At 52.9% G+C, this 24008-nt stretch carries 25 protein-coding genes; 16 read left to right on the top strand and 9 right to left on the bottom strand.

The window, feature by feature from the left end; genetic code table 11:
* Window positions 1-31 precede the first annotated feature (31 nt).
* Window positions 32-784 carry an oxygen-insensitive NADPH nitroreductase gene (gene nfsA / locus L971_RS00265; protein ID WP_024371861.1) on the top strand — a complete coding sequence of 251 codons (753 nt, stop codon included), beginning with the start codon at window positions 32-34 and terminating at the stop codon, window positions 782-784.
* 24 nt (window positions 785-808) lie between these two features.
* On the opposite strand, the gene L971_RS00260 is transcribed toward nfsA, so the two are convergent.
* From L971_RS00260 to L971_RS00250, 3 genes are all read right to left on the bottom strand, one after another.
* Window positions 809-1933 (bottom strand): TlpA disulfide reductase family protein, encoded by a 1125-nt coding sequence (locus L971_RS00260; RefSeq protein WP_047373754.1) that lies wholly within the window; start codon window positions 1931-1933, stop codon window positions 809-811.
* Window positions 1934-1996: 63 nt separating this feature from the next.
* Window positions 1997-3397, bottom strand: coding sequence for an MBL fold metallo-hydrolase (locus L971_RS00255; protein WP_047373752.1), 1401 nt, complete (start codon window positions 3395-3397; stop codon window positions 1997-1999).
* A gap of 69 nt (window positions 3398-3466) precedes the next feature.
* The gene (locus L971_RS00250) at window positions 3467-3763 is read right to left on the bottom strand and encodes a rhodanese-like domain-containing protein (protein ID WP_047373750.1); all 297 of its coding nucleotides are present in this window, start codon (window positions 3761-3763) and stop codon (window positions 3467-3469) included.
* Between the two features lie 117 nt (window positions 3764-3880).
* Between L971_RS00250 and L971_RS15005 the strand changes: the two genes are divergently transcribed.
* The 8 genes from L971_RS15005 to L971_RS00215 all read left to right on the top strand — a co-directional run bounded on the left by L971_RS15005 (window position 3881) and on the right by L971_RS00215 (window position 10184).
* The gene (locus L971_RS15005; RefSeq protein WP_052200197.1) at window positions 3881-4102 is read left to right on the top strand and encodes a hypothetical protein; all 222 of its coding nucleotides are present in this window, start codon (window positions 3881-3883) and stop codon (window positions 4100-4102) included.
* The gene (locus L971_RS14890) at window positions 4074-4253 is read left to right on the top strand and encodes a rhodanese-like domain-containing protein (protein WP_197053147.1); all 180 of its coding nucleotides are present in this window, start codon (window positions 4074-4076) and stop codon (window positions 4251-4253) included. The genes L971_RS15005 and L971_RS14890 overlap by 29 nt, the downstream gene beginning before the upstream one ends.
* 38 nt (window positions 4254-4291) lie before the next feature.
* Window positions 4292-5071 carry a sulfite exporter TauE/SafE family protein gene (locus L971_RS00240; protein ID WP_024371866.1) on the top strand — a complete coding sequence of 260 codons (780 nt, stop codon included), beginning with the start codon at window positions 4292-4294 and terminating at the stop codon, window positions 5069-5071.
* 331 nt (window positions 5072-5402) lie between these two features.
* Window positions 5403-5675 carry a hypothetical protein gene (locus L971_RS15275; RefSeq protein ID WP_081977025.1) on the top strand — a complete coding sequence of 91 codons (273 nt, stop codon included), beginning with the start codon at window positions 5403-5405 and terminating at the stop codon, window positions 5673-5675.
* A 106-nt stretch (window positions 5676-5781) separates the two neighbouring features.
* A complete protein-coding gene (gene tnpA / locus L971_RS14880; RefSeq protein ID WP_024371868.1) occupies window positions 5782-6183 on the top strand; it encodes an IS200/IS605 family transposase in 402 nt (133 codons plus the stop codon).
* Between the two features lie 4 nt (window positions 6184-6187).
* Window positions 6188-7264 (top strand): RNA-guided endonuclease TnpB family protein, encoded by a 1077-nt coding sequence (locus L971_RS00225; protein ID WP_024371869.1) that lies wholly within the window; start codon window positions 6188-6190, stop codon window positions 7262-7264.
* Window positions 7265-7561: 297 nt separating this feature from the next.
* A complete protein-coding gene (locus tag L971_RS00220) occupies window positions 7562-9472 on the top strand; it encodes an LTA synthase family protein (protein ID WP_024371870.1) in 1911 nt (636 codons plus the stop codon).
* A 103-nt stretch (window positions 9473-9575) separates the two neighbouring features.
* A complete protein-coding gene (locus L971_RS00215; protein ID WP_047373746.1) occupies window positions 9576-10184 on the top strand; it encodes a bifunctional 2-polyprenyl-6-hydroxyphenol methylase/3-demethylubiquinol 3-O-methyltransferase UbiG in 609 nt (202 codons plus the stop codon).
* Window positions 10185-10203: 19 nt separating this feature from the next.
* Here the strand turns inward: L971_RS00215 and L971_RS00210 are convergent, their stop codons facing one another.
* From L971_RS00210 to L971_RS00195, 4 genes are all read right to left on the bottom strand, one after another.
* Entirely contained in the window at window positions 10204-10398 is a 195-nt protein-coding gene (locus L971_RS00210; RefSeq protein ID WP_024371872.1) for a hypothetical protein, read from the bottom strand.
* Between the two features lie 106 nt (window positions 10399-10504).
* Entirely contained in the window at window positions 10505-11053 is a 549-nt protein-coding gene (locus tag L971_RS00205; protein ID WP_047373743.1) for a cysteine hydrolase family protein, read from the bottom strand.
* A 66-nt stretch (window positions 11054-11119) separates the two neighbouring features.
* Window positions 11120-11857: an ABC transporter permease gene (locus tag L971_RS00200; protein WP_047373741.1), complete on the bottom strand. Its 738-nt coding sequence runs from the start codon at window positions 11855-11857 to the stop codon at window positions 11120-11122.
* Window positions 11835-12773: an ABC transporter ATP-binding protein gene (locus L971_RS00195; protein ID WP_024371875.1), complete on the bottom strand. Its 939-nt coding sequence runs from the start codon at window positions 12771-12773 to the stop codon at window positions 11835-11837. Before L971_RS00195 ends, L971_RS00200 begins: the two co-directional genes overlap by 23 nt.
* Window positions 12774-13110: 337 nt before the next feature.
* Between L971_RS00195 and L971_RS00190 the strand changes: the two genes are divergently transcribed.
* Window positions 13111-15960, top strand: coding sequence for a 2-oxoglutarate dehydrogenase E1 component (locus L971_RS00190; protein ID WP_047373740.1), 2850 nt, complete (start codon window positions 13111-13113; stop codon window positions 15958-15960).
* An 18-nt stretch (window positions 15961-15978) separates the two neighbouring features.
* The gene (gene odhB / locus L971_RS00185) at window positions 15979-17250 is read left to right on the top strand and encodes a 2-oxoglutarate dehydrogenase complex dihydrolipoyllysine-residue succinyltransferase (RefSeq protein WP_024371877.1); all 1272 of its coding nucleotides are present in this window, start codon (window positions 15979-15981) and stop codon (window positions 17248-17250) included.
* Window positions 17251-17290: 40 nt separating this feature from the next.
* Here the strand turns inward: odhB and L971_RS00180 are convergent, their stop codons facing one another.
* Window positions 17291-18886 carry a diguanylate cyclase domain-containing protein gene (locus L971_RS00180; RefSeq protein WP_047373738.1) on the bottom strand — a complete coding sequence of 532 codons (1596 nt, stop codon included), beginning with the start codon at window positions 18884-18886 and terminating at the stop codon, window positions 17291-17293.
* Between the two features lie 155 nt (window positions 18887-19041).
* On the opposite strand from L971_RS00180, the gene L971_RS00175 reads away from it, so the two are divergent.
* The 5 genes from L971_RS00175 (at window position 19042) to L971_RS00155 (ending at window position 22587) form a co-directional block, all read left to right on the top strand.
* Window positions 19042-19704, top strand: a complete 663-nt coding sequence (locus L971_RS00175) for a DsbA family protein (protein WP_024371879.1) — start codon at window positions 19042-19044, stop codon at window positions 19702-19704.
* Window positions 19701-20117 carry a disulfide oxidoreductase gene (locus tag L971_RS00170; protein ID WP_047373736.1) on the top strand — a complete coding sequence of 139 codons (417 nt, stop codon included), beginning with the start codon at window positions 19701-19703 and terminating at the stop codon, window positions 20115-20117. The genes L971_RS00175 and L971_RS00170 overlap by 4 nt, the downstream gene beginning before the upstream one ends.
* A gap of 40 nt (window positions 20118-20157) precedes the next feature.
* Window positions 20158-20709, top strand: a complete 552-nt coding sequence (locus L971_RS00165; RefSeq protein WP_174233479.1) for an SCO family protein — start codon at window positions 20158-20160, stop codon at window positions 20707-20709.
* A 124-nt stretch (window positions 20710-20833) separates the two neighbouring features.
* On the top strand, window positions 20834-21394 hold the full coding sequence (locus tag L971_RS15270) for a VanZ family protein (RefSeq protein ID WP_047373734.1): 561 nt from the start codon (window positions 20834-20836) through the stop codon (window positions 21392-21394).
* Window positions 21395-21492: 98 nt separating this feature from the next.
* Window positions 21493-22587: an MBL fold metallo-hydrolase gene (locus L971_RS00155; RefSeq protein ID WP_231557534.1), complete on the top strand. Its 1095-nt coding sequence runs from the start codon at window positions 21493-21495 to the stop codon at window positions 22585-22587.
* Window positions 22588-22609: 22 nt separating this feature from the next.
* On the opposite strand, the gene L971_RS00150 is transcribed toward L971_RS00155, so the two are convergent.
* Complete coding sequence (locus L971_RS00150; protein ID WP_029335718.1) at window positions 22610-23824, bottom strand: MFS transporter; 1215 nt, start codon at window positions 23822-23824, stop codon at window positions 22610-22612.
* Window positions 23825-24008 lie beyond the last annotated feature (184 nt).

Raw genomic sequence — 24008 nt, 5'->3', positions numbered from 1 at the left:
GTGCCAAGATAATTAAAAAGGGGGAAGCTTCATGAACCAAGTCATCGAAACGTTATTGAACCACCGCTCCGTCCGTTCGTTCACGGACGAGCGCTTGACCGACGAACAAATCCGGCTCATCGTCGAGAGCGCCCAACGTGCCTCGACGTCGAGCTTCATCCAAGCCTACTCGATCATCGGCGTGACCGACCCGGATAAGAAGGCTCGGCTTGCCGAGATTGCCGGGAACCAGGCGTACGTTGCCGAGAACGGGCATTTCTTCGTCTTTTGCGCCGATTTTTATCGTCACGAGTTGATCGGTGAACTTCATGATGCGGCCGTAACGGCCACGCTCGAGACAGATGAGAAGCTGCTCGTCGCGGTCATCGACGCGGCGCTCGCCTCACAAAACGCGGTCATCGCCGCGGAATCGATGGGGCTCGGTATTTGTTACATCGGTGGGATCCGGAACGACATGTTCGCCGTGAAGGAACTGCTCGGTCTGCCGGAGCGGGTGTTGCCGTTGTTCGGTCTCGCGGTCGGTGTCCCGGACCACGTCGAGGACCAGAAGCCGCGCCTGCCGTTCGAACACGTCTATCACGAGAATACATATGAACTCGAGGCGGATGAGTTGAAACGCCAACTGTCACGTTATGATGAGACGATCCACGACTATTACGCGGCACGCGGTTCAAATCAACGTAACGACACGTGGACCGGTCAGATGGGACGGATGTTGTCGAAACCGACCCGGCTCGACGTGAAAGACTTTTTAAAGACGCAAGGGTATTTGAAGCAAAGATAAAAACCGCCAATACTTCGGCGGTTTTTATCTTGTCCGGGCATCGAGCCATGCCTTGTCGATGGCGCCGAACTGTTTTGCGGTGATGACACCCGACTCGTCAAGGACGTACGTCGTCGGCATCGCTTGGATGCGGTAGCCGTTCGCGACGGCACCGTCCTCATCATAGACGACCTCGAACGCATCTTCGTACGGGGCGACGAACGTCTGGGCGTCCATCACGTCACGCTCACTCGTCGTCGTATTCACGGCGACGATTGTCACTTCATCCGTCGACCGGGCGAATGTGGCCATGTCGGGCATTTCGGCACGGCAAGGGGGGCACCAAGACGCCCAGAAGTTGATGACGACGCGCTGGCCGCGTAAATCTTCCAAGCGGAACGTACTGCCGTCCGTTCGTCTCAACTCGAAGTTTGGGGGCACTTGGCCGATGTTCAGTCCCGTCGCTTCCGTCGTGTTCGAGTCGAGCGTCTTCGTCTCGTCCGGCAAGCTCGCATTGACGACGGCGAGGAGGACGAGGGCTCCGAGGCCGTATTGCACGACGCGGCGCGACGGTCTCGCAAGGTAAACGGCAAGGGCGGTCAATGCTGTGAAAGGCACGAGCCACGACAGGTTCAGCGTCGTCGTCACATACGTACTCGCGAGCCAGATGGCCGATGCCCCGACCGCCGTCCAAACCAATAAACCGAGCGATGGCGTCCGCATCCAGCGCCACGTTAAAATAATCAATAAGACGATGAGCCCGGCCGTGTACAAGTGGAGCGGCTGGGGTGAAGCGATGAGTGGAAGCGAGGCGTAACGCGGGACGGTAAGCGTCACACCGAGCCAAAGGACGAGACCGGACAACGTCCAATAGCCATAAAGCCGCTTGTCGAGCCGAAAGACGAACAGTCCGATGACGAGCGCGGCGATGGCGACCGACCAGTTTCCACCGGTCGCATACAGGGCAAGTGACAAGCTGCCGGTCGAGATCAGACCGATCACGATGGCGCTCCCTTTCCAAGCGAGGAAGCCGGCGAACCAAGTGCCGAGGACCGCGTCACGCTCTTTTTCCGTCAAACCGATTTTTTTGAAGCCGATGTAGAGAACGAGCAGACTGACCATGAATACGAGCAAGTCGAGTCGGATGTTCAGTGGGCCGATTGCAATCAAATGATCCCTCCTAGAGAAAAAGCGCCCAAACGAGTGGGCGCTTTCTTTGTTTTTAGTATAGCATTAGCGAATTTGTTCTGCATTGAGGACTGTCTTCATCGCGCCATAGCCACCGAGGATGTTTTGAATATCCTTGTAGCCGAGCGATTGGAGGACACTCGCTGCCATGCGTGAACGGACGCCTGACGCACAGTGGACGGCGATCGTTTTGTCTGTCGGGAGACCTTCGTGGTCGCGTGCGAGTTTTCCGAGCAAGATACGTTCGGCTTTCTCATAGTGGCTCGCGTTCCATTCTGTCGCGTTACGGACATCAAGAACGAAGACGTCACCTTTTTCAGCTGAATCGATCGCTTGTTCGGCCGTCACGTCCGTGTACGTTTCCGTCAACAGCTCTTGACCGAGCTCTTCGACCGGAACGATGTAGCGGAGTTTATCCATGCCGATTGATTGTAAGTCGATTTGAACTTGCTCGACGTCGTCAGCGCTCGCGATGAGCGTGATGTCTTCGTCGAAGTTGACGAGCCAGCCAGCCCACGAGACGAACTTCGTGTTGTATGGGATGTTGATCGTGCCTGGGGCGTGACCTTTGGCGAAATCTTCGCCTCTACGTGTATCGATGACTTGCGTGTCGTTCACAAGCTTGTCGAGACGGTCAGCACCGACGACTTCCGGACGTGGAAGGGTGTTCGTCACTTCGATCCCTTCCTTGTTCACTTTCTTCATCATCGCGAAGTAGTTCGGCGGCTCCGGTTGGTCCGTCGTCAACTCTTTGATGAACGCATCTTTGTCTGTCATTTGAAGCGCCCAGTTCGTCGCTTTCTCGTAACCGACCGTCGATGTTGGGATCGCGCCGAGCGCTTTTCCGCAAGCACTGCCGGCACCGTGGCCAGGCCATACTTGGACGAAGTCAGGAAGAGCTTTGAATTTGTTTAGCGAATCGAACATTTGCTCGGCACCGATCGCTGTCGTGCCTTTCACACCGGCTGCTTCTTCGAGCAAGTCAGGACGACCGATGTCGCCGACGAAGACGAAGTCGCCTGTGAAGATTCCCATCGGTTGCGTCTGGTTGCGGTCGTAGAGCAAGAACGAGATATGTTCTGGCGTGTGACCTGGTGTGTGCATGACTTCGAGCGTCACGTTACCGACTTTGAACGTGTCGCCTTCTTTGACGAGTTGTGAGTCGATGTCTTTCGCGAACGCGTATTTCCAAGAAGCGTCGCCTTCATCTGACAAGTACGCTTTCGAACCAGTGCGCTTGGCGAGCTCGAGTGATCCTGAGACGAAGTCGGCGTGAATGTGTGTCTCTGCCGTGGCGACGATCTTCATGCCTTCTTTTTCGGCTTCTTGCAAGTAAGGTGTGATATTGCGGGCCGGATCGATGACGACGGCCTCGCCTGTCATCTGGCAACCGACCATATATGAAGCTTGTGCTAATTTTTCATCATAGAAATAACGTAATAACATGTGAAGTACCCCCTAGAATAGTTGACTGTAAACATCAGTAGTTTCGTTGAATTTTATATAAAGAAGTAATTAGACTGTTTCACCCGTCCAGCTCATCATGCCACCGTCGACGTTGATGACGTCGAAGCCGAGCGAATCGAGATAAGTCGCCGCGTTCATGCTGCGTCCACCGGCCGCGCAAATGACGTGAATCGGTTTCGAACGGTCAAGCTCATCGACTTTCGCCCCGAATTCAGAGAGCGGTACGTTTTTCGCTTGTTTAATGTGACCGCCCGCATATTCGTCCGTTTCACGAACGTCAATCAAGTTGAGCGAGTCATCAGCGTTTAGCAACGTTTCGAGTTCAGTCGTAGAAATGGTTTTCATGTGGTCATAATCTCCTTTTCATTGATCAGGTTTTTTTGGCAACGAGAATCTTTCGTTGGCTTTAATATACCCCCTAAGGTATACTCAATGCAAGCAGAAAGATTGGAGGCGAAATAAATGCGTAAAATCGTGATGTTGTTGTCACTTTTAGTAGTTGGGACCCTTTTAATCGTACTATTCACATCAAATAAGGGAGAAATTACTAAAATCGATGTTGAAACATTACAAAATAGATTGGAAAACAGTGATATCACATTGATTGACGTCCGTGAAGTGGATGAATACGATGGGGGGGCATATCGAGGGAGCGGTGAACGCACCACTTTCTACATTAAATGAGACCGAATTGCCCTATGCGAAAGACGAACCGATCTATATCATCTGTCGAAGCGGAAGCCGGAGCGCCCAAGCTGCACGCTTGTTGAACGACCGGGGGTATACTGAAATTTATGACGTGACCGGCGGCATGATCGCCTGGGAACAGAAATAGAACTTACTTCTCGCAAGTAGGGAACTGGAGGATTGTTTATGGAGTTAGGGTTTATCATTACCATCTTTTTAATCGGATTCATCGGATCGTTCATCTCGGGGATGGTCGGCATCGGCGGTTCGATCATCAAATATCCGATGTTATTGTACATTCCGCCGCTCCTTGGGTTTGCCGCGTTCAGCGCGCATGAGGTATCCGGGATCAGCGCGATTCAAGTATTCTTCGCGACGATCGGGGGGATCTACGCGTACCGAAAAGGTGGGTACTTGAACAAGCAGCTCATCCTTTATATGGGTGTCGCGGTGTTGATCGGGAGTTTCATCGGCGGTTACGGGTCGACGCTCTTGTCGGAGAACTTGATTAACGTCGTGTACGCCGTCCTGGCCACGATCGCGACGGTCATGATGTTCCTGCCGAAAGCGAACGTCGAGAACGTCCCGCTCGATCAAGTGACGTTCAACAAAGTCATCGCCGCCGGGTCAGCGTTCGTCGTCGGGATCGCCTCAGGCATCGTCGGCGCAGCGGGGGCGTTCATCTTAATGCCGATCATGCTCGTCGTCTTGCGCATTCCGACGAAAATGGCGATTGCGAGTTCGCTCGCCATCACCTTCATCTCATCGATCGGATCGACAGCCGGTAAAATCATCACCGACCAAATCGTGTGGGAGCCGGCCTTCATCATGATCATCGCCAGCTTGATCGCGGCACCGATCGGGGCGAGTGTCGGGAAGAACATGAAGACGAAGTCGCTCCAACTTATTTTGGCGCTCCTCATTTTAGCGAGCACGGTCAAGATTTGGATGGACATCATCGGTTAATGAAAACTACCGGCATCGGCGAGGGCACTGAAAAACTTTAAATGTTTTTGAGCAGAGGAGCGTCGCCCTGGCAGGGATGGCGCTCCTCTGTTTTCATTTCCCTTCAGCCGCCCTGTCCAGCACGCCGCTTTCCTGGGGGCGGGCGTCGAGCCGCATCGCGACGTCGTCGCTGCTGGGTCTCGCCTTGCCCGCTGATTCCCCGGGAGTCGGCGTGCCCTCGGGCGGCGCTGTACGCGTCTGGCATTTCGGACTATGCTGACTGCAACACAGCGACCAACTCGACTATGAGTAGACGGATGATTGCAAGGACCATCGCCGGAAACGCTTCACCATCGAGGCGAAGAACAGCCAACTGAAGAACCCGCACGGTCTGGCGCGCAACAAGACGCCAGACCTGAAAGGCATGACGTTACAGAGCGTGATGGCCATCGTCGCGGTCAACCTGAAGCGAATCATTGCCCTCCGAAAAGAAAAAAACAGGATAAGGGCAATGAAAAAGGGGGATTGGATAGGGCGGAGGTTTTTCAGTATCCTCGCATCGGCCGGTAGTTTTTTCATTACAGAACTTCATAGCTTTCATCCCACTCCTTTAGGGGTTGGATGAAAGCTATGTCGGATACGGAGTGGCAGTAATAAACCGCCGGTTTTGACACTTCATGTATCCGAAAGGTTTTGTTTCAATTAATTAGTTTAACTGATACAATAATGTTATGGAAAACAACTATAGAAAAACCCATACTACTGTTTCTCTAATCAACTATCATTTCGTATTTTGCCCTCGATACAGAAGGAAGATATTCCTTCGTAATGATGTAGAAGTACGTTTCAAGGAGCTTGTATCTGAAATATGTGAAGATCTGAATATCAATATGATAGCTTTAGAATGCGATAAAGATCATACACATATGTTTCTTAATGCCCTGCCGACACTTAGCCCTGCCGACATCATGGCAAAAATCAAGGGAGTGACATCTAAAAAGTTAAGAGAGGAGTTTCCTCACCTTCAACATTTGCCGAGCCTCTGGACGCGTTCCTACTTCGTCTCTACTGCCGGGAACGTATCGAGCGAAACAATCAAACGCTATGTCGAACAACAAAAAACGAGGGGGTGACACTGTGTCTCAAACGCTGACAGTCAACATTAAACTGAAGCCAACAAAAAAACAGGAAGTTGTCTTGAAAAAGATGATGACCACATACATTGAGACGACCAACCGACTTGTCTCTGACATGGTGAAAGCCCAGGCGACACTCAAACTAACGAGTAAGAGTGTCTCCTCGCCCTTGCCTAGCGCCGTTAAGAATCAGGCTATTAAAGACGCACAGAGTGTATTTAAAAAGGCGAAGAAATCGAAATATAAAGTCGTGCCTATTTTGAAAAAACCTTATTGCACATGGAACAACCAGAACTATTCGTTCGATTTTGAGTCGATCTTTCTTCCGATCATGGTGGATGGAAAGGCAAAGAAAACGCCAATTAAAGCAGAAATGGTCGATAAACACAATCGTAACTTTTCGCTCTTGAACAACAAGCTGGGTGCACTTCGTATCACGAAGAAATCAAATAAGTGGATTGCTCAGATTGCCGTCACAATCCTTACTACTGAGAAGACCGGCTCTAAGGTTCTAGGTGTGGATTTAGGTTTAAAAGTACCAGCGGTTGCATCGACCGATCGTGACAAGGTGCGATTCTTCGGAAACGGGCGCGAGAACAAGTATATGAAACGCAAGTTTCGAGCAAAACGAAAAGAGCTCGGTCAAAAGAAGAAGCTGAACGCAATCAAAAAGCTGAACAACAAAGAACAGCGTTGGATGAAAGACAAAGATCACAAGGTTAGCCGTGATATTGTCGATTTCGCAAAAGAGAACAACATTTCTGTCATTCGCCTCGAGAAATTGGCGAACATCCGACAGACGGCAAGAACAAGCCGTAAAAACAATAAGAATCTGCATACATGGTCGTTCTATCGCTTGGCACTATTTATCGAGTACAAGGCGAAGTTAGAAGGAATCAAGGTCGAATATGTGAACCCTGCGTACACATCTCAGACATGTCCTTCTTGCGGAAGCCGGAATAAAGCGAAAGACCGAACTTATGTCTGTAAATGCGGATTCAAGAAACATCGAGATTTAGTCGGTGCGATGAACATCCGATACGCACCTGTGGTTGATGGTAATAGTCAATCAGCCTGAGAACCTATATGGTCTGTCTCAGGAGGGGTGATGGCACACCCTCATCTGAAGGTTTGAGCAAAACAGAAATGGACTGCGCTCGCACAAGTACTTCAGAATCCCACTCATCCCGAAGGGTGAGCTTGCGGCTTTAGCCGTGGGAGTGTCAAATATATATCGGGCTCTGCGATGATTTCCCACATTCCTTCGGTTGATTTAAGGTCAAAGGAACGTTAAAATACGACTCATACGTTTGTGCGTTCAATCGTGGAGACACGATTTGACTATATGGATCTACACATGAAGGAGTGTTTTTGAATGAATCCCATGAATCAATCGAAAGGAAAGATGGCTCGGTTCCGGCAAGCGACAGTCAACTCGTTCCAGACACATCGTCTGTTTTGGCTGTTCACCTTGCTACTTTGGACGAAGTCGACCATCGCCTATCAGTTCTTTTTCAACATCCCGATTGACAATGCGATGCAGTCGTTCATCTTATTGATCAATCCGCTCAGTTCGACGCTATTCTTGTTCGCGTTCAGTTTCTTCTTCGGAGGGAACAAGCGAAAGTGGGCGCTCTATATTTTGTACGCCATTTCATCGCTCATCTTGTTCGCTGACACGACATATTACCGAGAGTTTACGGACTTTTTGACCGTCCCGGTGTTGTTCCAGTCTTCGAACATAGAGACGCTATCGTCGTCCTTTTTATCATTGCTTGCCTGGAAGGACTTGCTTCTATTAGGAGACTTGATCGTCTTGCCGTTCTTGCTTTGGAAGATGAACGAGACGGGCAAGGCGTCACGCAAACGTGTCATCGCGACGTTCACAGCGGCTGCCGCTATGTTCGGCTTCAACTTGGCGCTTGCCGAGACGGAGCGTCCAGAGCTGCTCACGCGCTCGTTCGACCGTGAACTATTAGTTAAAAATCTTGGGACGTTCAATTTCCACGTGTACGACGCGATGCTCCAGACGAAGACGTCGGCGCAAAAAGCGATGGCCGACGGTTCCGAGCTCGCGGAGATTGAATCGTATACGCGTCAGAATTATGCAGCGCCGGACCCGGAGATGTTCGGCAAGTATAAAGGCAAGAACGTCATCGCTGTCTCGTTCGAGTCGGCTCAAAACTTTACGAACCACATGAAAGCACCGAACGGCGAGTACATCACGCCGAACTTGAACAAACTGATCGAAGAGTCGCACTTCTGGCCTAACTTCTACCATACGACCGGCCAAGGGAAGACGTCGGACTCTGAGTTCGCGCTCGACAACTCACTCTTCGGCTTGCCGCGTGGCGGGGTCTACTTCACGAACGCCGATAACGAGTACAATGCGTTGCCGGAACGTCTCAAGCAAGACGGCTATCACTCGGCCGTGTTCCATGCGAACAACAAATCGTTCTGGAACCGCGACCAGATGTACGCCAACATCGGGATCGACGAGTTTTATGACCAAGACAGTTACGACCTCGGGGACCCGGCCGACATGACCGAATGGGGACTACTCGACGATGAGTTCTTCTTACAGTCGGTGCCGATGATTGAAGAGTTACCGGAGCCGTTCTTTGCGAAACTCATCACGCTGACGAACCACTTCCCGTTCACGATGCCGAGTGAGGAGCATGAGCTCGTGCCGAAGTTCGAGACGAACTCGACGACGCTCAACAACTTCCCGCAAGCGCTCGCCTATCAGGACTACGCGCTCGGACTGTTCATCGACGAGTTGAAGGCGAACGGCATGTGGGAAGACACGATCTTCATCGTCTACGGCGACCATAACGGCATCTCGACGAACCATAACGCCGCGATGGCCGACTTGCTTGGGAAAGATGAAATCACCCCTTATGACGTCGCGAAGCTCCAACAAGTCCCATTCGCGATTCACTTACCGGGACAAGAAGAAGGTGTCGTCCATGACGGCGTCGGCAGCCAAATCGACATGAACCCGACGATCCAGCATTTGCTCGGAATCGACACGTCGGACCAAATCGGGTTCGGGAACGATTTGTTCGCGCCGGAGCGGAACGACCGCGCCATCTTCCGTGACGGGACGATTGTGACGAAAGACCATGTCTTCACGCAGTCGATTTGTTACGAAGCGGAGACGGGTGAAGTCGCCGCCGACCGTGATGTGTGCACACCGCTCGAAGAAGAAGCAAACAAAGTGCTCGAGATGAACGACGCGATCATTTACTCGGACTTGCTTCGCTTTAAAGAACAGAATGAATGATGAAAAAGAGAGAGTGCCATCTCTCTTTTTTTTGTTGTCTTGAATCAGTACGCGAATGAACGTGGTAAGATGACAGGAGTCATAACAGGAGAGAGTGAAGCGAATGGAGTATACGGGAGAACGGGTCATTCCCGATCAAATGAGCCCGATGAACGGGATGTTGCTCGAACATATCGCCCGTTATCAGTTTTCATTATTGTATTTGAACGGGCGCGTGCTCGACTTCGCGACAGGGAGCGGCTACGGCGGACAACTGATCGCGAAAAACTTAAAAGGGGCCGTGAAAGAAGTCGTCGGCGTCGACGTATCCGATACCTCGATTCACTATGCGAAAGGTCGCTATCATCATCCGAACGTCACCTACGTCGTCGGGGACGTACTCGACCGGACGCTCCCTGAACAGCTCGGTCAATTTGATTGTATCGTCAGCTTTGAGACGATTGAACACGTCGCGGATTTTGAGAGGTTTATGGAAAACGTGTGGGCGTTGTTAAAGCCGGGAGGGACACTTGTCTTGTCGACACCGTTCGGACAAGGCGTTGGGCAGCCGACGAATGAACCGTTTCACGCGCATCAGTTCACGGAAACGGAATTTGAAGCGCTGTTCGAACGCTTCACGTCAGTCGAATACTACTATCAACGAGGGGTGCTCGTTGAACCGAAGCGGACAGGCCGTCATTACCCGTTTGGGATCGCGGTCGCGGTCAAATAAAAAAATCCCGATGAACGTGTCAACGGGTGATGAAATAGTAGAGGAGCCCGAGCCCGATAAACGAGAGCGGCAATAAGATGATATAAATCCAGGAAACCATTGACCAACTCTTTTTCTGGCTATACTCGGATTTGTCTTTGCCGAGGCCGACCATGATCGTGAAGATGAGGGCGATCAAGCAGACGAGTAGCGATAATCCAATCGTGAGATACATGTTGTCACATCCTTCATTGTTTCTTCATATATTCAGCATAGCTGAAAAACAAACAAAAAAGCCTCTGAAATGTTGGGATTATGTGTCCAACAAGCAGAGGCTTTTGTCACGATTTTTGGTCGTGGATGTACGTTTTCGCGTCATCGATCGGAATGCCGAGCGCCTCGTGGATGACGGTGAGGGCGCTATCGTTCCGTTTATCTGTCTCTGCGGCGACACAGTCGCGCGGGACATGAAGCTCATATTCGCGCATATAGCCGTCGTTCGCCGAGAACAAGATGCAGATGTCCGAGGCGACACCGGTCATCACGATCTTTTCGACATCGAGTTGTCGAAGCAAGATGTCGAGCTGCGTCCCGTAAAACGCTGAATGGCGGGGCTTGATGATAAAGTACTCTTTGTCTTCCGGCTCGATACGTTTGGCGATGTCCCGCCCTTTCGACGCCTCGACGTGACGGACGATGTCCTCAGTGCTGTCTTTCCACTGGCCAAAGTTATCGTTACAGTAGATGACCGGCAAGTCCGCGTCTTTAAAGTGGCGCTTCAGCTTCAAAATCGGGTCGACGATCGGTTCCGTGTTACGCAATAGGTCGTCCCCGCCGACAAAATCGAAGTCGTTGAACATGTCGATGATGAGTAAAGCGGTTTTTGACATACAGGTTCCTCCTCGCTAGAAACTAATCTCTAATAGGAAGTACCACTTCATCCGACCGTTTAACCGTTATTCGGCGAACGTTTTACTGCGGAACATGAACGCCGTGACGATATAAAACGCGATGATATGAATCAACACGTACAGCGCCGAGAACCAAATCGTCACGTCCATCGTCTCCATGAAGCCGGGACTTTGGTAATAGACGGACAAGTCCGTGTGCAGGAAGACGATCCATTTGGCGATGGCCGGCTTCCACGTGATGAGGAGCCCACCGATCATCGTCGACAGGAAGTTCGCGAGCACGGTAAACCCGATGACGACACCGACCGACTTGAAGACGACCGAGAACATGAGCGTCAAGAAGATGACGAACACGCCGCTCGATACGCTCAGTAAGATGTTTCGGAACTGCTCGAACGTCAAGTTCCCGTCCAGCGTGAGGGCGAAGCCGTACGAAACGGCGATGATAAACACGAATTGGACGAGCATGATCAGAAGGGCGGCCACGAGTTTGGATAAAAGGATGCGGTCGCGTGAGTAAGGGCTCATGAGCAAATGCTTCAACGTGTCGAACTTTAACTCGTTCCCGATCATCTCGGCCGTGAAGACGATTGTGAAGATGCCGAGGAATGTCATGGCGGCCATCGTCGCATAGTTGACGAACGTGGCGGCATCCCCTGGCTCATTTCCGCTTCGGACGATGAAATACGTCAAGACGATGATCCCGGTGTACATTCCGAGTGCGACGAGCGGTTTGATCGTCCGTCGCCACTTCATGAACTCATTGGCTAGTAATGAACGCATTGTTCGTGCCTCCTTCTTTCTTCGTCAATTTCAAGAACTGTTCTTCGAGCGTCTCGTGCTTCATCCCGATTTGATAAACCCCGATCCCTCGGTCGATGAGATGTTTCAACAAATGGGGGATGTCGGCTTCCGGACGTGGAACGATGAACGTCTCGGCCGACTGTTGGATGATCTTGACGTCATCGAACGCGAGCGCCGCCACATCGAGCGCTTCGGACATATGCGCCCGGTCGACTTTACAAAGGATGACGCTTTCGGTCTTCGGTTCGCCTTCGCCGCCTTGGACGGATTTGATTTGCCCTTGGTCGATGATGGCAAAACGGTCCGTGATCATTTCCATCTCGCTGAGCAGATGGCTCGAAATCAAGATGGCGATGCCGCGATGGTCGGCGAGGTGTCGCAAGTACTGGCGAAGGTCGGCGATGCCAGCCGGGTCGAGACCGTTCGTCGGTTCATCCAAGATGAGTACTTTCGGGTTATGCAAGAGCGCCCGGGCGATCCCGAGCCGTTGTTTCATCCCGAGTGAGTACTGCTTCACTTTCATATCGAGCTTCATCTCAAGGCCGACGAGAGCACCGAGAGCGTTCAAATCTACTTTCTTTAGACCAGGAATCAAATTCATCGCATGAATCAAGTTTTCACGACCCGTCAAGTACGGATAGAAAGCCGGATTCTCGACGATTGCCCCGATACGGCTGAGTGCCTCTTGGCGCTCGGTCGCGACGTCGAAACCATCGACGGTCACGGAGCCATGTGTCGCCGGCATGAGGCCGGTAATGATGCGAATCGTCGTCGTCTTCCCGGCGCCGTTCGGACCGAGGAACCCAAAAATCTCACCCGGCACGACTTCGAAACTGACGTTCGTCAATACGTTCGTCTTACCCATCTTTTTGTGTACGTTTTGTACGGTTAACATGCTGTCACCTAGCTTTCGTTGAGAGTATTTACCAACTTGCTTACAACGGTATTACGGAGCAGACTGAAACAAGGTTTCACCTTTTTTTGAAATGGATGAAACGGAGCTGTCGGTTCACATTTTATCGATAAGGAAAACTTATTGAAATAGTATGGACGAATTGTGAATTTGAATGGGTCTTTCGAGCTGGAAAGGTGTAGTATGGAGGGGAGAGTAAGAGGCAAGATTTGGCTCTTTATCTAGTGCGAATCAGAAGGATGAACTGCTTCGTGCTTAATGTTAAAATGAAAGCGTTCACACACAAGGGCGCATAGGAACGGATAGGGGGATTTATTCAATGGGAGAGTCGTCGAACGGTCACGAAGCGTTGCAATCATTTTATGGTCCAAACTTAGGCTATATCGTTGAATTGTACGAGCAATATTTGGAAGACCCAGAATCAGTCGATGCGGAGACGCGTCGTTACTTTGACGAGCATGGGGCACCGGAAACGGCATTGCCAGAAACTCCGGCCGCCGCTTCATTTGATTTAGAGAAAGTCGTGGCAGCGACACGGCTGGTCAATGACATTCGGGCACTCGGCCATAAAGCGGCTGACATCTACCCGCTCAAAGACCACCCGCGCGAACACGGCTTGTTTGTGTTCGATCGGTACGGGTTAGAAGAAGCGGACTTGACACAGATCCCGGCCCACTTATTGACAGAAGATGTGCCGAAGGCCGGCGCGAACGCGCTCGAGCTCGTCCGTCACTTGCTTGACGTCTACACGGACACGGTCGCCATCGAGCTCCGTCATTTAGATGACATGGAAGAGAAACGATGGATTCGCCGTCGCATCGAGCAAGGGGCGCTCAAAGCGAAACTGTCGAAGAACGAGAAAATCGAATTGTTTGAACGCCTTGCCGAGACAGAACTGTTCGAGTCGTTCCTTCATAAGACGTACGTCGGTCAAAAACGGTTCTCAATCGAGGGGCTCGACGCGATGGTACCACTCCTTGACGCGATGGTCGGCAGACTCATCTCGAGCGGGTCGGAACATATCAACATCGGGATGGCGCACCGGGGACGCTTGAACGTCCTCGCGCACGTGCTCGGGAAACCGTATGAGATGATTTTTGCCGAGTTCCAACACGCGCCGAACAAAGAGTTGATCCCGTCAGAAGGCTCGATCGGCATCAACTTCGGTTGGTCAGGGGATGTCAAGTATCACCTCGGCCTCGACCGGAAAGTACTTGAAGAGAAAAAAGAAGTCCGTTTGAACCTCGCCAACAACCCGAGTCACCTCGAGTTCGTCGGTGCCGTCGTCGAAGGATACACACGTGCCGCGCAAGACGATCGCTCTGAAAAAGGGATGGCCGTCCAGCACGACGACAAAGCCGCCTCGATTTTGATTCACGGGGATGCCGCCTTCCCAGGCCAAGGCATCGTCGCTGAGACACTCAACATGACGAACTTGAAAGGGTATCGCACGGCCGGAACGGTTCACGTCATCGCCAACAACACGATCGGCTTCACGACCGACCCGAGCGACTCGCGCTCGACGCGTTACGCGAGTGACATCGCCAAAGGATATGAGATCCCGGTGTTCCACGTCAACGCCGATGATCCGGAAGCTTGTATCGCCGTCGCCAAGCTATGCAGCGAATACCGTGCCACATTCCATAAAGACATCCTCGTCGACTTGGTCGGCTACCGCCGTTACGGCCATAATGAGATGGACGAGCCGATGAACACGAACCCGGTGCTCTACAAAGCAATCAAAGGCCACCAATCGGTCCGTCACGTCTACGCTGACCGTCTTGAATCCGAAGGCGTCATGACGAAAGAAGACAAGACGAAAATCGAGCAATCGATCGAGGAACGGCTCAAGTCGGCCAGAGACCTCGTACCGGCCGAAGAAGAAGACGCGGACATCGTCTTGCCGGAAGCGGTCCATAAAGGCTTCCCGTCTGTCGAGACGTCCGTCGACCGTGATGTACTCAAACGATTGAACGACGATCTTCTCGAATGGCCGGAAGGGTTCGGCGTGTTCCACAAACTTCAAAAAGTGCTCAATCGTCGCCGTGACGCGTTCGGGGAAAATGGAAAAGTCGACTGGGGTCATGCCGAGACGCTCGCCTATGCGTCCATCATCTCGGACGGGACACCGATCCGCTTGAGCGGTCAAGACTCTGAACGCGGTACGTTCGCCCAGCGCAACATCATGTTGAACGACGTCGAGACCGGCAAGAAGTTCTCGCCGCTCCACCATTTGTCGACGGCGAACGCCTCGTTCTCTGTGTTCAACAGCCCGCTCTCGGAAGGATCGGTGCTCGGTTTCGAGTACGGATACAACGTCTTCGCCCAAGACACGCTCGTCTTGTGGGAAGCGCAGTACGGTGACTTCGCCAACTCCGCGCAAGTCATGTTCGACCAGTTCATCTCGGCCGGACGGGCCAAGTGGGGACAGAAGTCTGGTCTCGTCATGCTCTTGCCGCACGGCTATGAAGGACAAGGCCCTGAGCACTCGAGTGCCCGGATGGAACGTTATTTGACACTCGCCGGAGAGAAAAACTGGACAGTCGCGAACCTTTCGACGGCCGCACAGTACTTCCACATCTTACGCCGCCAAGCGAAGATGCTCGGGACAGAACAAGTTCGTCCGATGATCATCATGACACCGAAGAGCCTGCTTCGTCATCCGCTCGCAGCCTCGCCGGTCGAAGATTTGGCAGACGGCAGCTTCTGCCCGATCGTCGAGCAACCAGGTCTCGGGGAGACGCCGGACAAAGTCGAACGTCTCGTCTTCTGTTCAGGGAAGATGGCGATCGATCTCCAAGAAGCGACGATGAAGTCTGAGGAGTCGCTCGACTTCTTGCACATCATCCGTGTCGAAGAGATTTATCCGTTCCCGGTGCGTGAGATTCGTGACGTCATCAGCCGTTATCCGAACGCGAAAGAAATCGTCTGGGTACAAGAAGAACCGAAAAACATGGGGGCATGGACGTACATCGAGCCGCGCCTCGAAGCAGTCACATCGAACCGCTTGAACGTCCGTTATATCGGTCGTCGCCGCCGGTCAAGTCCGGCCGAAGGAAATCCGACAGCCCACAAACAAGAGCAAGCACGCATCATCCGTGACGCATTATCGCGTGACGCCGTCTCAAGCGCGGCGGGCACGAGCACATACCAAAAAGATCGTAAATAAGTTAAGGGGGAACTCATTGTGATCGAAATCAAAGTACCGGAGTTAGCAGAGTCCATTACGGAAGGAACGGTCGCCTCGTGGCTCAAACAGCCAGGCGACCACGTCGAAAAAGGGGAAGCCATCGTCGAACTCGAGACAGACAAAGTCAATATCGAAGTGCCGGCAGATGAAGCGGGCGTGTTAGAAGAACAACTCGCCGGAGAAGGCGACACGGTCCAAGTCGGACAAGTCATCGCCCGCCTCGGTTCAGGTTCAGGCGGCGGTACGGCGGTCGCGACGAAGACGAAGACGGAAACACCTGCCGAGACGGCTCCAGCTCCGGCTGAGACGAAAGTCGAGGCGGTCGGGGAAGCGAAGAAAGTCGAGCGCCGCGAAGAACACGTCGCAAGTCCGGGCAAAGGTCCAATCGCGACACCGGCAGCCCGTAAGCTCGCGCGTGAGAAAGGGATCGATCTCTCAGCCGTTCAAACGAGCGATCCGATCGGCCGCATTAACGTCCATGACGTGACGAGCCACGAGTCAAAACCGGCTCCGAAACAAGAAGCCCCGAAAGCACCGGCTGCACCACCGCAACCGGCGGCGAGCGGCAAAGAAGAAGAGCGCATCAAAATGACACGCCGTCGCCAGACGATCGCGAACCGTCTCGTCGAAGTCCAGCAGACGGCCGCGATGCTCACGACGTTCAACGAGATCGATATGTCAGCGGTGATGGCACTCCGCAAACGCCGTCAAGAGAAGTTCGTCAAAGACAACGACGTCAAACTCGGTTTCATGTCGTTCTTCACGAAAGCGGCCGTCGCGGCACTCAAGCGGATGCCGTACTTGAACGCTGAGATTCAAGGGAACGAGATCGTCTTGAAGAAGTATTACGATATCGGCATCGCCGTCTCGGCACCAGACGGACTCGTCGTCCCGGTCGTCCGTGAAGCGGATCGTAAAAACTTCGGCGAAATCGAGAAGGATATCCTCCACCTCGCTGACAAGGCACGCAACAACAAGCTCGGGCTTAGCGATCTCACAGGTGGCACGTTCACGATCACGAACGGTGGCGTGTTCGGTTCACTCTTGTCGACACCGATCTTGAACGGGCCGCAAGTCGCCATCCTCGGGATGCACTCGATTCAACTCCGTCCGATCGCCATCGACGCGGAGACGATGGAGAACCGCCCGATGATGTATGTGGCGCTCTCGTACGACCATCGGATCGTCGACGGTCGTGAGGCCGTGACGTTCCTCAAACACATTAAAGATATGATTGAAGACCCAGAACAGTTGTTGTTCGAAGCGTAAACAAGAAGGTCCATGCCGATCAAGCGGCATGGACCTTCTCTTATGCGATGAGCGTCTCATCGAGCGTGATTTGATTTTTGCCGTTCGCTTTTGAACGGTAGAGCGCCTGGTCGGCCCGTTCGATTGCCGTATGCGGCACCGTGTCCGAGCTCCAGAGCGCCGCCCCGATACTCGCCCCGACACGTGCCGTTCCATTTTCGAACGAGATCGGTTGTGACAGTGCCGTGATGATGTCGTCTCCGATCCGTGCGATTGCCCGGTGGCTCCGTCCGTTCCGTTCAAACAAGAGGAAGAACTCGTCTCCGCTCAACCGGACTGGGTAAGCGCTGTCGAGCGACGTTTCGTTTAAACGTCTAGCAATCTCGATGAGCACGTCATCGCCTGAAGCATGACCGTACGTATCGTTGATTGCCTTGAACCCGTCCAGGTCGATGTAGAAACAGACGTATTCGTGTTGACCCGTTTGTGCTTCATTCAAATAATGCCGGAGCGCCGTCCGGTTGGCGAGCCCGGTCAAGACGTCACGGTTGGCGAGCGTCTCGAAATGGATGCGTTCGGTCTCGGCCTGTGTGAGCGATGTCACGAGTGATTCAAGGGCGGAGGCGAGCGATTCGATTTCGTGAATCCCGGATTGATGCGGGAACGTCTTCACTTTTCCTTGTTCCATGAGGGCGGCCGTTTCCGTTATCTTTTGGAGCGGACGCGTGATGAACGAGGCGAGGAGCCATCCTAGAATGGCGGTGACGAGCGCTGCGATAAGCCCGAACGACAAGATGTTCCGTTCGAGCGAGGCGACCGGGGCGAAGGCGACGTCGACCGGTTGCCGCACGACGACGCTCCAGCCGAGCCCGGAGTAATCGTCATAGCCTTCCCCTTTGGTGATGCCGGTCAAATAGTCCGTCCCGTCCGGCCACGTCACGACGTGCCAACCGTCTTCAAGTGTTAAGCCGAGCGGCTTCCCGACGAGTTCGTCCGGTCCGAGCAAGACGAGATTGTCTCGCTCGCTCATGACGAACAAATCGGTATAGCCAGACTGATGGTGGAGCGTCCTGTCAAAGTGGCGGAGCACTTCTTTGCCCCATTCCCAACTGAGATGCGTCGCCAACACACCTTGGAACGCGCCGTCACGGAAGAGCGGTACGCTAATATCGACGAATTGAAGCGGTTCGCCGCTCGGGTTCGGCAACAGCTCGGCAAGTAACACCGCCTCGTGGACGTCACCGATGAACGGTTCGGTTTGCGCTTCTAGAAAGACGGGGCGGGCCCCGATGTTGGCCCCTTCCAATATGCCGTTCGTCGAGGCGACGACGTTTCCAGATGCGTCGGTCACGCCCATCCACGAGAAGGCGGGGATGTTCGTCTGAACTTGGTCGAGCAGCGCCTGGCTCGAGTCAGGGTCGTTCAAGGCGTCGAGCCCTTGAAGCAGCTGCACTTCCTGATATCGCGACCACATGTAAAAGTCGAGCTTGTCGACGAGCTGGTGCGACGTCATCGATAACCGTTCGCCGATTTCTTCCTCGAGCGAAGCACCTGAGCGCTGGCTGATCGTATACGTCAACGTGACGGTGAGTAAAAACACGAGCGTGGCGATGCTGAGCGCCAAGATGAGACCGAGGCGCATCGTAACAAATTTCATATTAATAATTCCTCCTACATGGACACAGTCATTCTTCTCATCGGCCAAAGCGCATCGAGATGAAGTGAAGTTTTGAAAAAGATAGGTTGATTTCGTGGAAACAGATAGCGCTTTCGTTATAATGGAGACGACACAAATACATAGAGGTGAAGACAGTGAAACAGAATAAATTGTTGGTCCTCCTGACACTCGTCGCAGTCGTGCTCATCGCGGCGGTCGTCGTCATGTTGAACCAGCCGGAAGACCAAGCCGAGACGGCGTCAAAAGGCGAGCACGTCTCAACGGACGGGCAGCCGACGATCGGAGACGCTGACGCCCCGGTATCGGTCGTCGAGTTCGGTGACTACAAGTGCCCGTCTTGTAAACAGTGGGGTGAGACGGTCTATCCAAAACTAAAAGAAGACTATATCGACACGGGCAAGGCGAGTTTCAGCTACATTAACGTCCTCTTCCATGGACAAGAATCGATTTTAGCGGCGCTCGCCTCGGAATCGGTGTACGTCCAGGACCCGGATTCGTTCTGGGATTTCCACAAGGCCGTCTATGACGCGCAACCGGCGAGCCAGCACCACGATGAGGTGTGGGTGACGGTCGAGCGGTTGACCGAGATCGCCGAAGCGACGACGTCGGTCGATGTCGCACAGCTCAAAACGGACTTGAGTGAAAACTCGACCGTGCTCGAAGAAGTGAGCCTCGATGACGGACTCGTCAAAGAAAACGACGTCCGGCTCACCCCGACGATCATGATCAATGGCGTCATCCTCGATAATCCGTTCGATTATGAGGCAATCACGCGATTGATCGAGAACGACTTATGATGAGATCGTTCTTTAATCGGTATGGGCTTTACGTAGCTTGGCTCGTCTCGCTGACGGCGACGCTCGGCAGTCTATATTTCAGTGAGATCCGGGGGTTCGTCCCGTGCGAACTATGTTGGGTGCAACGCATCTTTATGTATCCGCTCGTGTTCCTGCTCGGCATCGCCGTGTTCACAGATGACCGTTCGGTGAAGAAATATGTATTGCCGCTGTCGATTGTCGGCGGTCTCATTTCACTTTACCATTATTTAGTACAAAAAGTACCCGGTTTCGCCGACATCAAGCCGTGTACCCAAGGGGTGCCGTGCAACGTCCAATACATCAATTGGTTCGGGTTCGTGACGATCCCGTTCCTCGCTTTGACGGCGTTCACGATCATCACGTTACTCTTGCTCACCGTGAAAAAACGTTAAGGAGTTGGATGGATTGAAAAAAGGAATACTTGCGGCGCTCATGAGCGCGTTCGTCGTACTCGCCGCGTGCGGCAACGAGATCGAAGACCCGCTCAACTGGGATATCGAATCGTTCGACTATATGAATCAGAATGAAGAGACGGTCAGTCTAGACGATTTGAAAGGGAAGGTATGGATGGCCGATTTCGTGTTCACGAACTGTGAGACGGTCTGTCCGCCGATGACGTTCAACATGTCAAAATTAAATGATGCGCTCGTCGAAGAAGGGGTGGAGGACGTCCAATTCGTCTCGTTCAGCGTCGACCCGACCGTCGACACGCCAGACAAGATTAAAGATTTCATGGCGAACTACGACTTGGCTGAGGCTGACTGGCAGTTCTTGACGGGCTACTCGCAAGAAGAGATTGAGGCGTTCGCCCAAGAAAACTTCAAAGCGCTCGTCCGGAAACCGGAAGAAGGGACGCAAGTCGACCATGCGACGTGGTTCTATCTCGTCGACCAGGACGGGAAGATCGTGAAAGCGTACCCGGGCTTCCAAGACGTGCCGTATGAAGACATTATCAACGATATTAAGATTTTGCAGAAGTCCTGATGCATGAGCATCAGGATTTTTTTTGGATGTCCGATTGAATTGTAAGTTTAAAACTATTATAGTAATAAAAGTAATTAACTTTTTCATCTTATTACCAATTGAAAATTAGAATGGAGAACAAACAATGTATATCGCCATACCAGTCTTCACGCTCATCGGCATAATCGGATGGGGAATCTATTTCCTCATCGATCTGTACAAATATCGATTTACAAACCTATGGCGTCGCGCATTCATTCATAGTTCGATCGTCTATATGATTGTAGTCGTTCACCTCACCATCGGTTATCTTCAATTTCCGGCACAAACGCTGATGATTGATCGCGTTCAACTCGTCCCGTTCCGATTTGTGTACGATTGGTACATGGTCAGTATGCGCGGGTCGTGGTTCTTTTGGAACTCGGTCAAGTTGACTACGTATAACTTTCTGTTACTGATTCCGCTTGGAATATATCTCACCTCACTTTATAAACTTCGACCTAGACGGGGACTCGTGCTTGTCATTCTGACAACGGTCGTCATTGAACTGACTCAACTTGTCTTAACAAAGTTCGGTTTCATAGATCGAGGATTCAATGTCGATGATCTTCTGTTGAATTCCTTAGGGGGTTGGTTCGGACTGTGGATAGGCTCTTTGATCTCAAACAGGAGCCAAGCGAATCCATATAAACGAAAGGCGGCATAAGCGGAGGTTCGACACGTTCAGTAAATGAAGAATCATGCGCATTCCGCTACTTCATCGTATAATGAGACAAACATTATCATATGGGGAAGAGGATGAACGTGAAAAAGACGCTATTGTTTTCATTGATTGGCATGGCCGCCGTGACCGGTACCGTGCTCACGCAGTATAAACCGCTCGGACGTAAGCCGAAGGCGCTCGAGTCGCCGCATCTGGTGAACGGCAAGTTCCGTAACTTGCTCGATACGCCGATGCGATTCTCATCAGATGACATGATTTCGATGACACGAGACTATGTGAACGTGAACTCGCGGCGGAAACCGAGCGAGCCGCTCCCGGTCGTGCCGATCGATTTCACGGAGAAACTCGGGTCGAGCTTCACGCGCGTCTACTGGCTCGGCCATTCGGCGCTGCTCGTTCAAATGGACGGGAAGACGATGCTCGTCGACCCGATGTTCGGCCGTAGCCCGTCACCGCTCCCGTTCGCGAAGAATGAACGGTTCAGTGAAGACTTGCCGTTCGAACTCGATGACTTACCGGAGATTGACGTCGTCTTGCTCACGCACGACCATTACGACCATTTGGACTATGCATCGATTCAAGCGATTCAAGACCGGGTCGCGACGTTCATCGTCCCACTCGGCGTCGGCAGTCACTTGAAACGGTGGGGCATCGGGGCCGAACGCATCGTCGAACGTGATTGGGGCGATTCGTATACGTTCGGGTCATGGACGTTCGTCTGTACACCGGCCCGTCACTTCTCAGGACGCTCGCTCACGGACCGGAATGCGACGCTTTGGGCGTCGTGGGTCGTCATCGGCGAGACGGATCGTCTGTTCTTCAGCGGGGACGGTGGCTATGGCCCGCATTTCAAAGAGATCGGTGACACTTATGGCCCGTTCGATTTCGCGGCGCTCGAGTGTGGCCAATACGATGAACGCTGGCCGGACGTGCACATGCAGCCGCATGAGACGGCGCAGGCGTTTCATGATGTGCGGGCCGACAAAGTGCTCCCGATTCACTGGGGGGCGTTCACCTTGTCGTTCCATGATTGGTTCGACCCGGCCGAACAGATGGTCACGCTCTTACCGAAAGACGACGTCTTGACGCCGGTGATCGGCGAACGCATCACGCTCGACGGACGGAACGACACGAAAACGTGGTGGCGGGAAATCGAAGACGCGAACAAGCGGTGACCGAATCGGTCACCGCTTGTCTTTAGGAAGAGAGGCGTTCGGCCTCCTCTTTCTCGATATGCAGTTCATGTTTCCGCGTATAGACGAGGAACGCCCCCGTCATGAGGATGGAGCTGATCCCGAACAAGATGACCATGAGTTGTAAGCCGATTAAGTCGAGGAAGAAGCCCGTGACGAGCAGGACGACTTGGAAGACGATCCGGTCGAGCATGTTCCGGAACGAGAAGAAGCGGCCGTGATAGTCCTTCGGCATCCGTGTTTGGAAAATCGTCACCGCGGTCGGGAAGAAACAGCCGACCGAGAAGCCGAACAAGACGAACGCCGCGATCGAGACGGCCGGGATGTCAGCGAAGTAGAGCATGAGTTGGGCGACGCCGATCAAGAACGAGAACGTGAATAGAATCGAGAAGACGGAGAACTTCTCGCCGATCCGTTTGATGACGAACGCGCCAATCATGAAGGCAATCCCTTCCGCTGTATAAATCCAGCCTTTGATCGCCGTCGAGTCTTGCAGTTCACTGATGTTGATGACGAGCAAGTTGAACCCGCCGATGAAGAGGAGCGGGATGAGTGTCATGACGAGCGTCATGAAGATGACCGGGATTGACTTGATGATCGGGAAGACGTCCTTGAAGCCACCGGACGACTTGTCGACTTTCTTCGCGGACGGTACGGCCGTCTCGTCGATCTTCAGGAACCATGTCGCCACAGCGAGGAGCAGGTAGGCGACGAGCGAGAGTGCATACACGTCCCGGAGCGAGATGAGCGTGAGCAAAATCCCGGCGATAGCCGTCCCGATGACGCGCGACAACGTCGACACGTTCATATGGATGCCGTTCAAGGCGAGCAGTTCCCGTTCTTTGACGATGAGGGGGATGGCCGCCTGGAGCGCCGGGAAATAGAACGCGGCCGACCCTTGCAGGAAGACGAGGAAGACGACCATCCAGAGGACGCTGCCCGTCTCGATGGCGACGAACATGAACAGGACGCTGAGCGCCCGGACGATGCTTGAGATGAGCATGATTTTCTTTTTCGAGCCTTGATCGGTGAGTCGACCCGCGAGCGGCCCGATGGCGACCCCGGCGAGCAATCCACCGGCTAAGATGAGTGCCTTGACGAAGTCAGACGGCACTTTCTCCTGCATGAACTCCAAGTTGCCGATGATGCCGAGCCAAAGCCCGAGACCGGCGACGAACTCGCCGGTCAAGATGATCCAGACGTTGCGATTTTTCCACATATGGATAAGTCCTCGATTCTTATTAGCTAATAATAATTATCCTTCAGAACGATTCAGAAAGCTACAAAAAAGAAGCCGAGGATTCGGCTTTCGAGAGATTTAAGTGATTTAGGCGAGAATTCTCCCACCTCTAAGCGTCTCAGGGCATGGCCCAGCGTAGGTGGGAGATGAATCGCCGGTCCCC

The organism is Exiguobacterium sp. ZOR0005 (assembly GCF_000798975.1).
Taxonomy (GTDB): domain Bacteria; phylum Bacillota; class Bacilli; order Exiguobacteriales; family Exiguobacteriaceae; genus Exiguobacterium; species Exiguobacterium aurantiacum.
This window is presented reverse-complemented; position numbering and strand designations above follow the sequence as displayed.

Bases quoted from the DNA above. Each gene is read 5' to 3' on its own strand.
- nfsA (WP_024371861.1), top strand. From the start codon at position 32: ATGAACCAAGTCATCGAAACGTTATTGAACCACCGCTCCGTCCGTTCG.
- L971_RS00255 (WP_047373752.1), bottom strand. From the start codon at position 3,397: ATGTTATTACGTTATTTCTATGATGAAAAATTAGCACAAGCTTCATAT.
- L971_RS00250 (WP_047373750.1), bottom strand. From the start codon at position 3,763: ATGAAAACCATTTCTACGACTGAACTCGAAACGTTGCTAAACGCTGAT.
- L971_RS15005 (WP_052200197.1), top strand. From the start codon at position 3,881: ATGCGTAAAATCGTGATGTTGTTGTCACTTTTAGTAGTTGGGACCCTT.
- L971_RS00240 (WP_024371866.1), top strand. From the start codon at position 4,292: ATGGAGTTAGGGTTTATCATTACCATCTTTTTAATCGGATTCATCGGA.
- tnpA (WP_024371868.1), top strand. From the start codon at position 5,782: ATGGAAAACAACTATAGAAAAACCCATACTACTGTTTCTCTAATCAAC.
- L971_RS00220 (WP_024371870.1), top strand. From the start codon at position 7,562: ATGAATCCCATGAATCAATCGAAAGGAAAGATGGCTCGGTTCCGGCAA.
- L971_RS00215 (WP_047373746.1), top strand. From the start codon at position 9,576: ATGGAGTATACGGGAGAACGGGTCATTCCCGATCAAATGAGCCCGATG.
- L971_RS00210 (WP_024371872.1), bottom strand. From the start codon at position 10,398: ATGTATCTCACGATTGGATTATCGCTACTCGTCTGCTTGATCGCCCTC.
- L971_RS00205 (WP_047373743.1), bottom strand. From the start codon at position 11,053: ATGTCAAAAACCGCTTTACTCATCATCGACATGTTCAACGACTTCGAT.
- L971_RS00200 (WP_047373741.1), bottom strand. From the start codon at position 11,857: ATGCGTTCATTACTAGCCAATGAGTTCATGAAGTGGCGACGGACGATC.
- L971_RS00195 (WP_024371875.1), bottom strand. From the start codon at position 12,773: ATGTTAACCGTACAAAACGTACACAAAAAGATGGGTAAGACGAACGTA.
- L971_RS00190 (WP_047373740.1), top strand. From the start codon at position 13,111: ATGGGAGAGTCGTCGAACGGTCACGAAGCGTTGCAATCATTTTATGGT.
- L971_RS00180 (WP_047373738.1), bottom strand. From the start codon at position 18,886: ATGAAATTTGTTACGATGCGCCTCGGTCTCATCTTGGCGCTCAGCATC.
- L971_RS00170 (WP_047373736.1), top strand. From the start codon at position 19,701: ATGATGAGATCGTTCTTTAATCGGTATGGGCTTTACGTAGCTTGGCTC.
- L971_RS00165 (WP_174233479.1), top strand. From the start codon at position 20,158: ATGAGCGCGTTCGTCGTACTCGCCGCGTGCGGCAACGAGATCGAAGAC.
- L971_RS15270 (WP_047373734.1), top strand. From the start codon at position 20,834: ATGTATATCGCCATACCAGTCTTCACGCTCATCGGCATAATCGGATGG.
- L971_RS00150 (WP_029335718.1), bottom strand. From the start codon at position 23,824: ATGTGGAAAAATCGCAACGTCTGGATCATCTTGACCGGCGAGTTCGTC.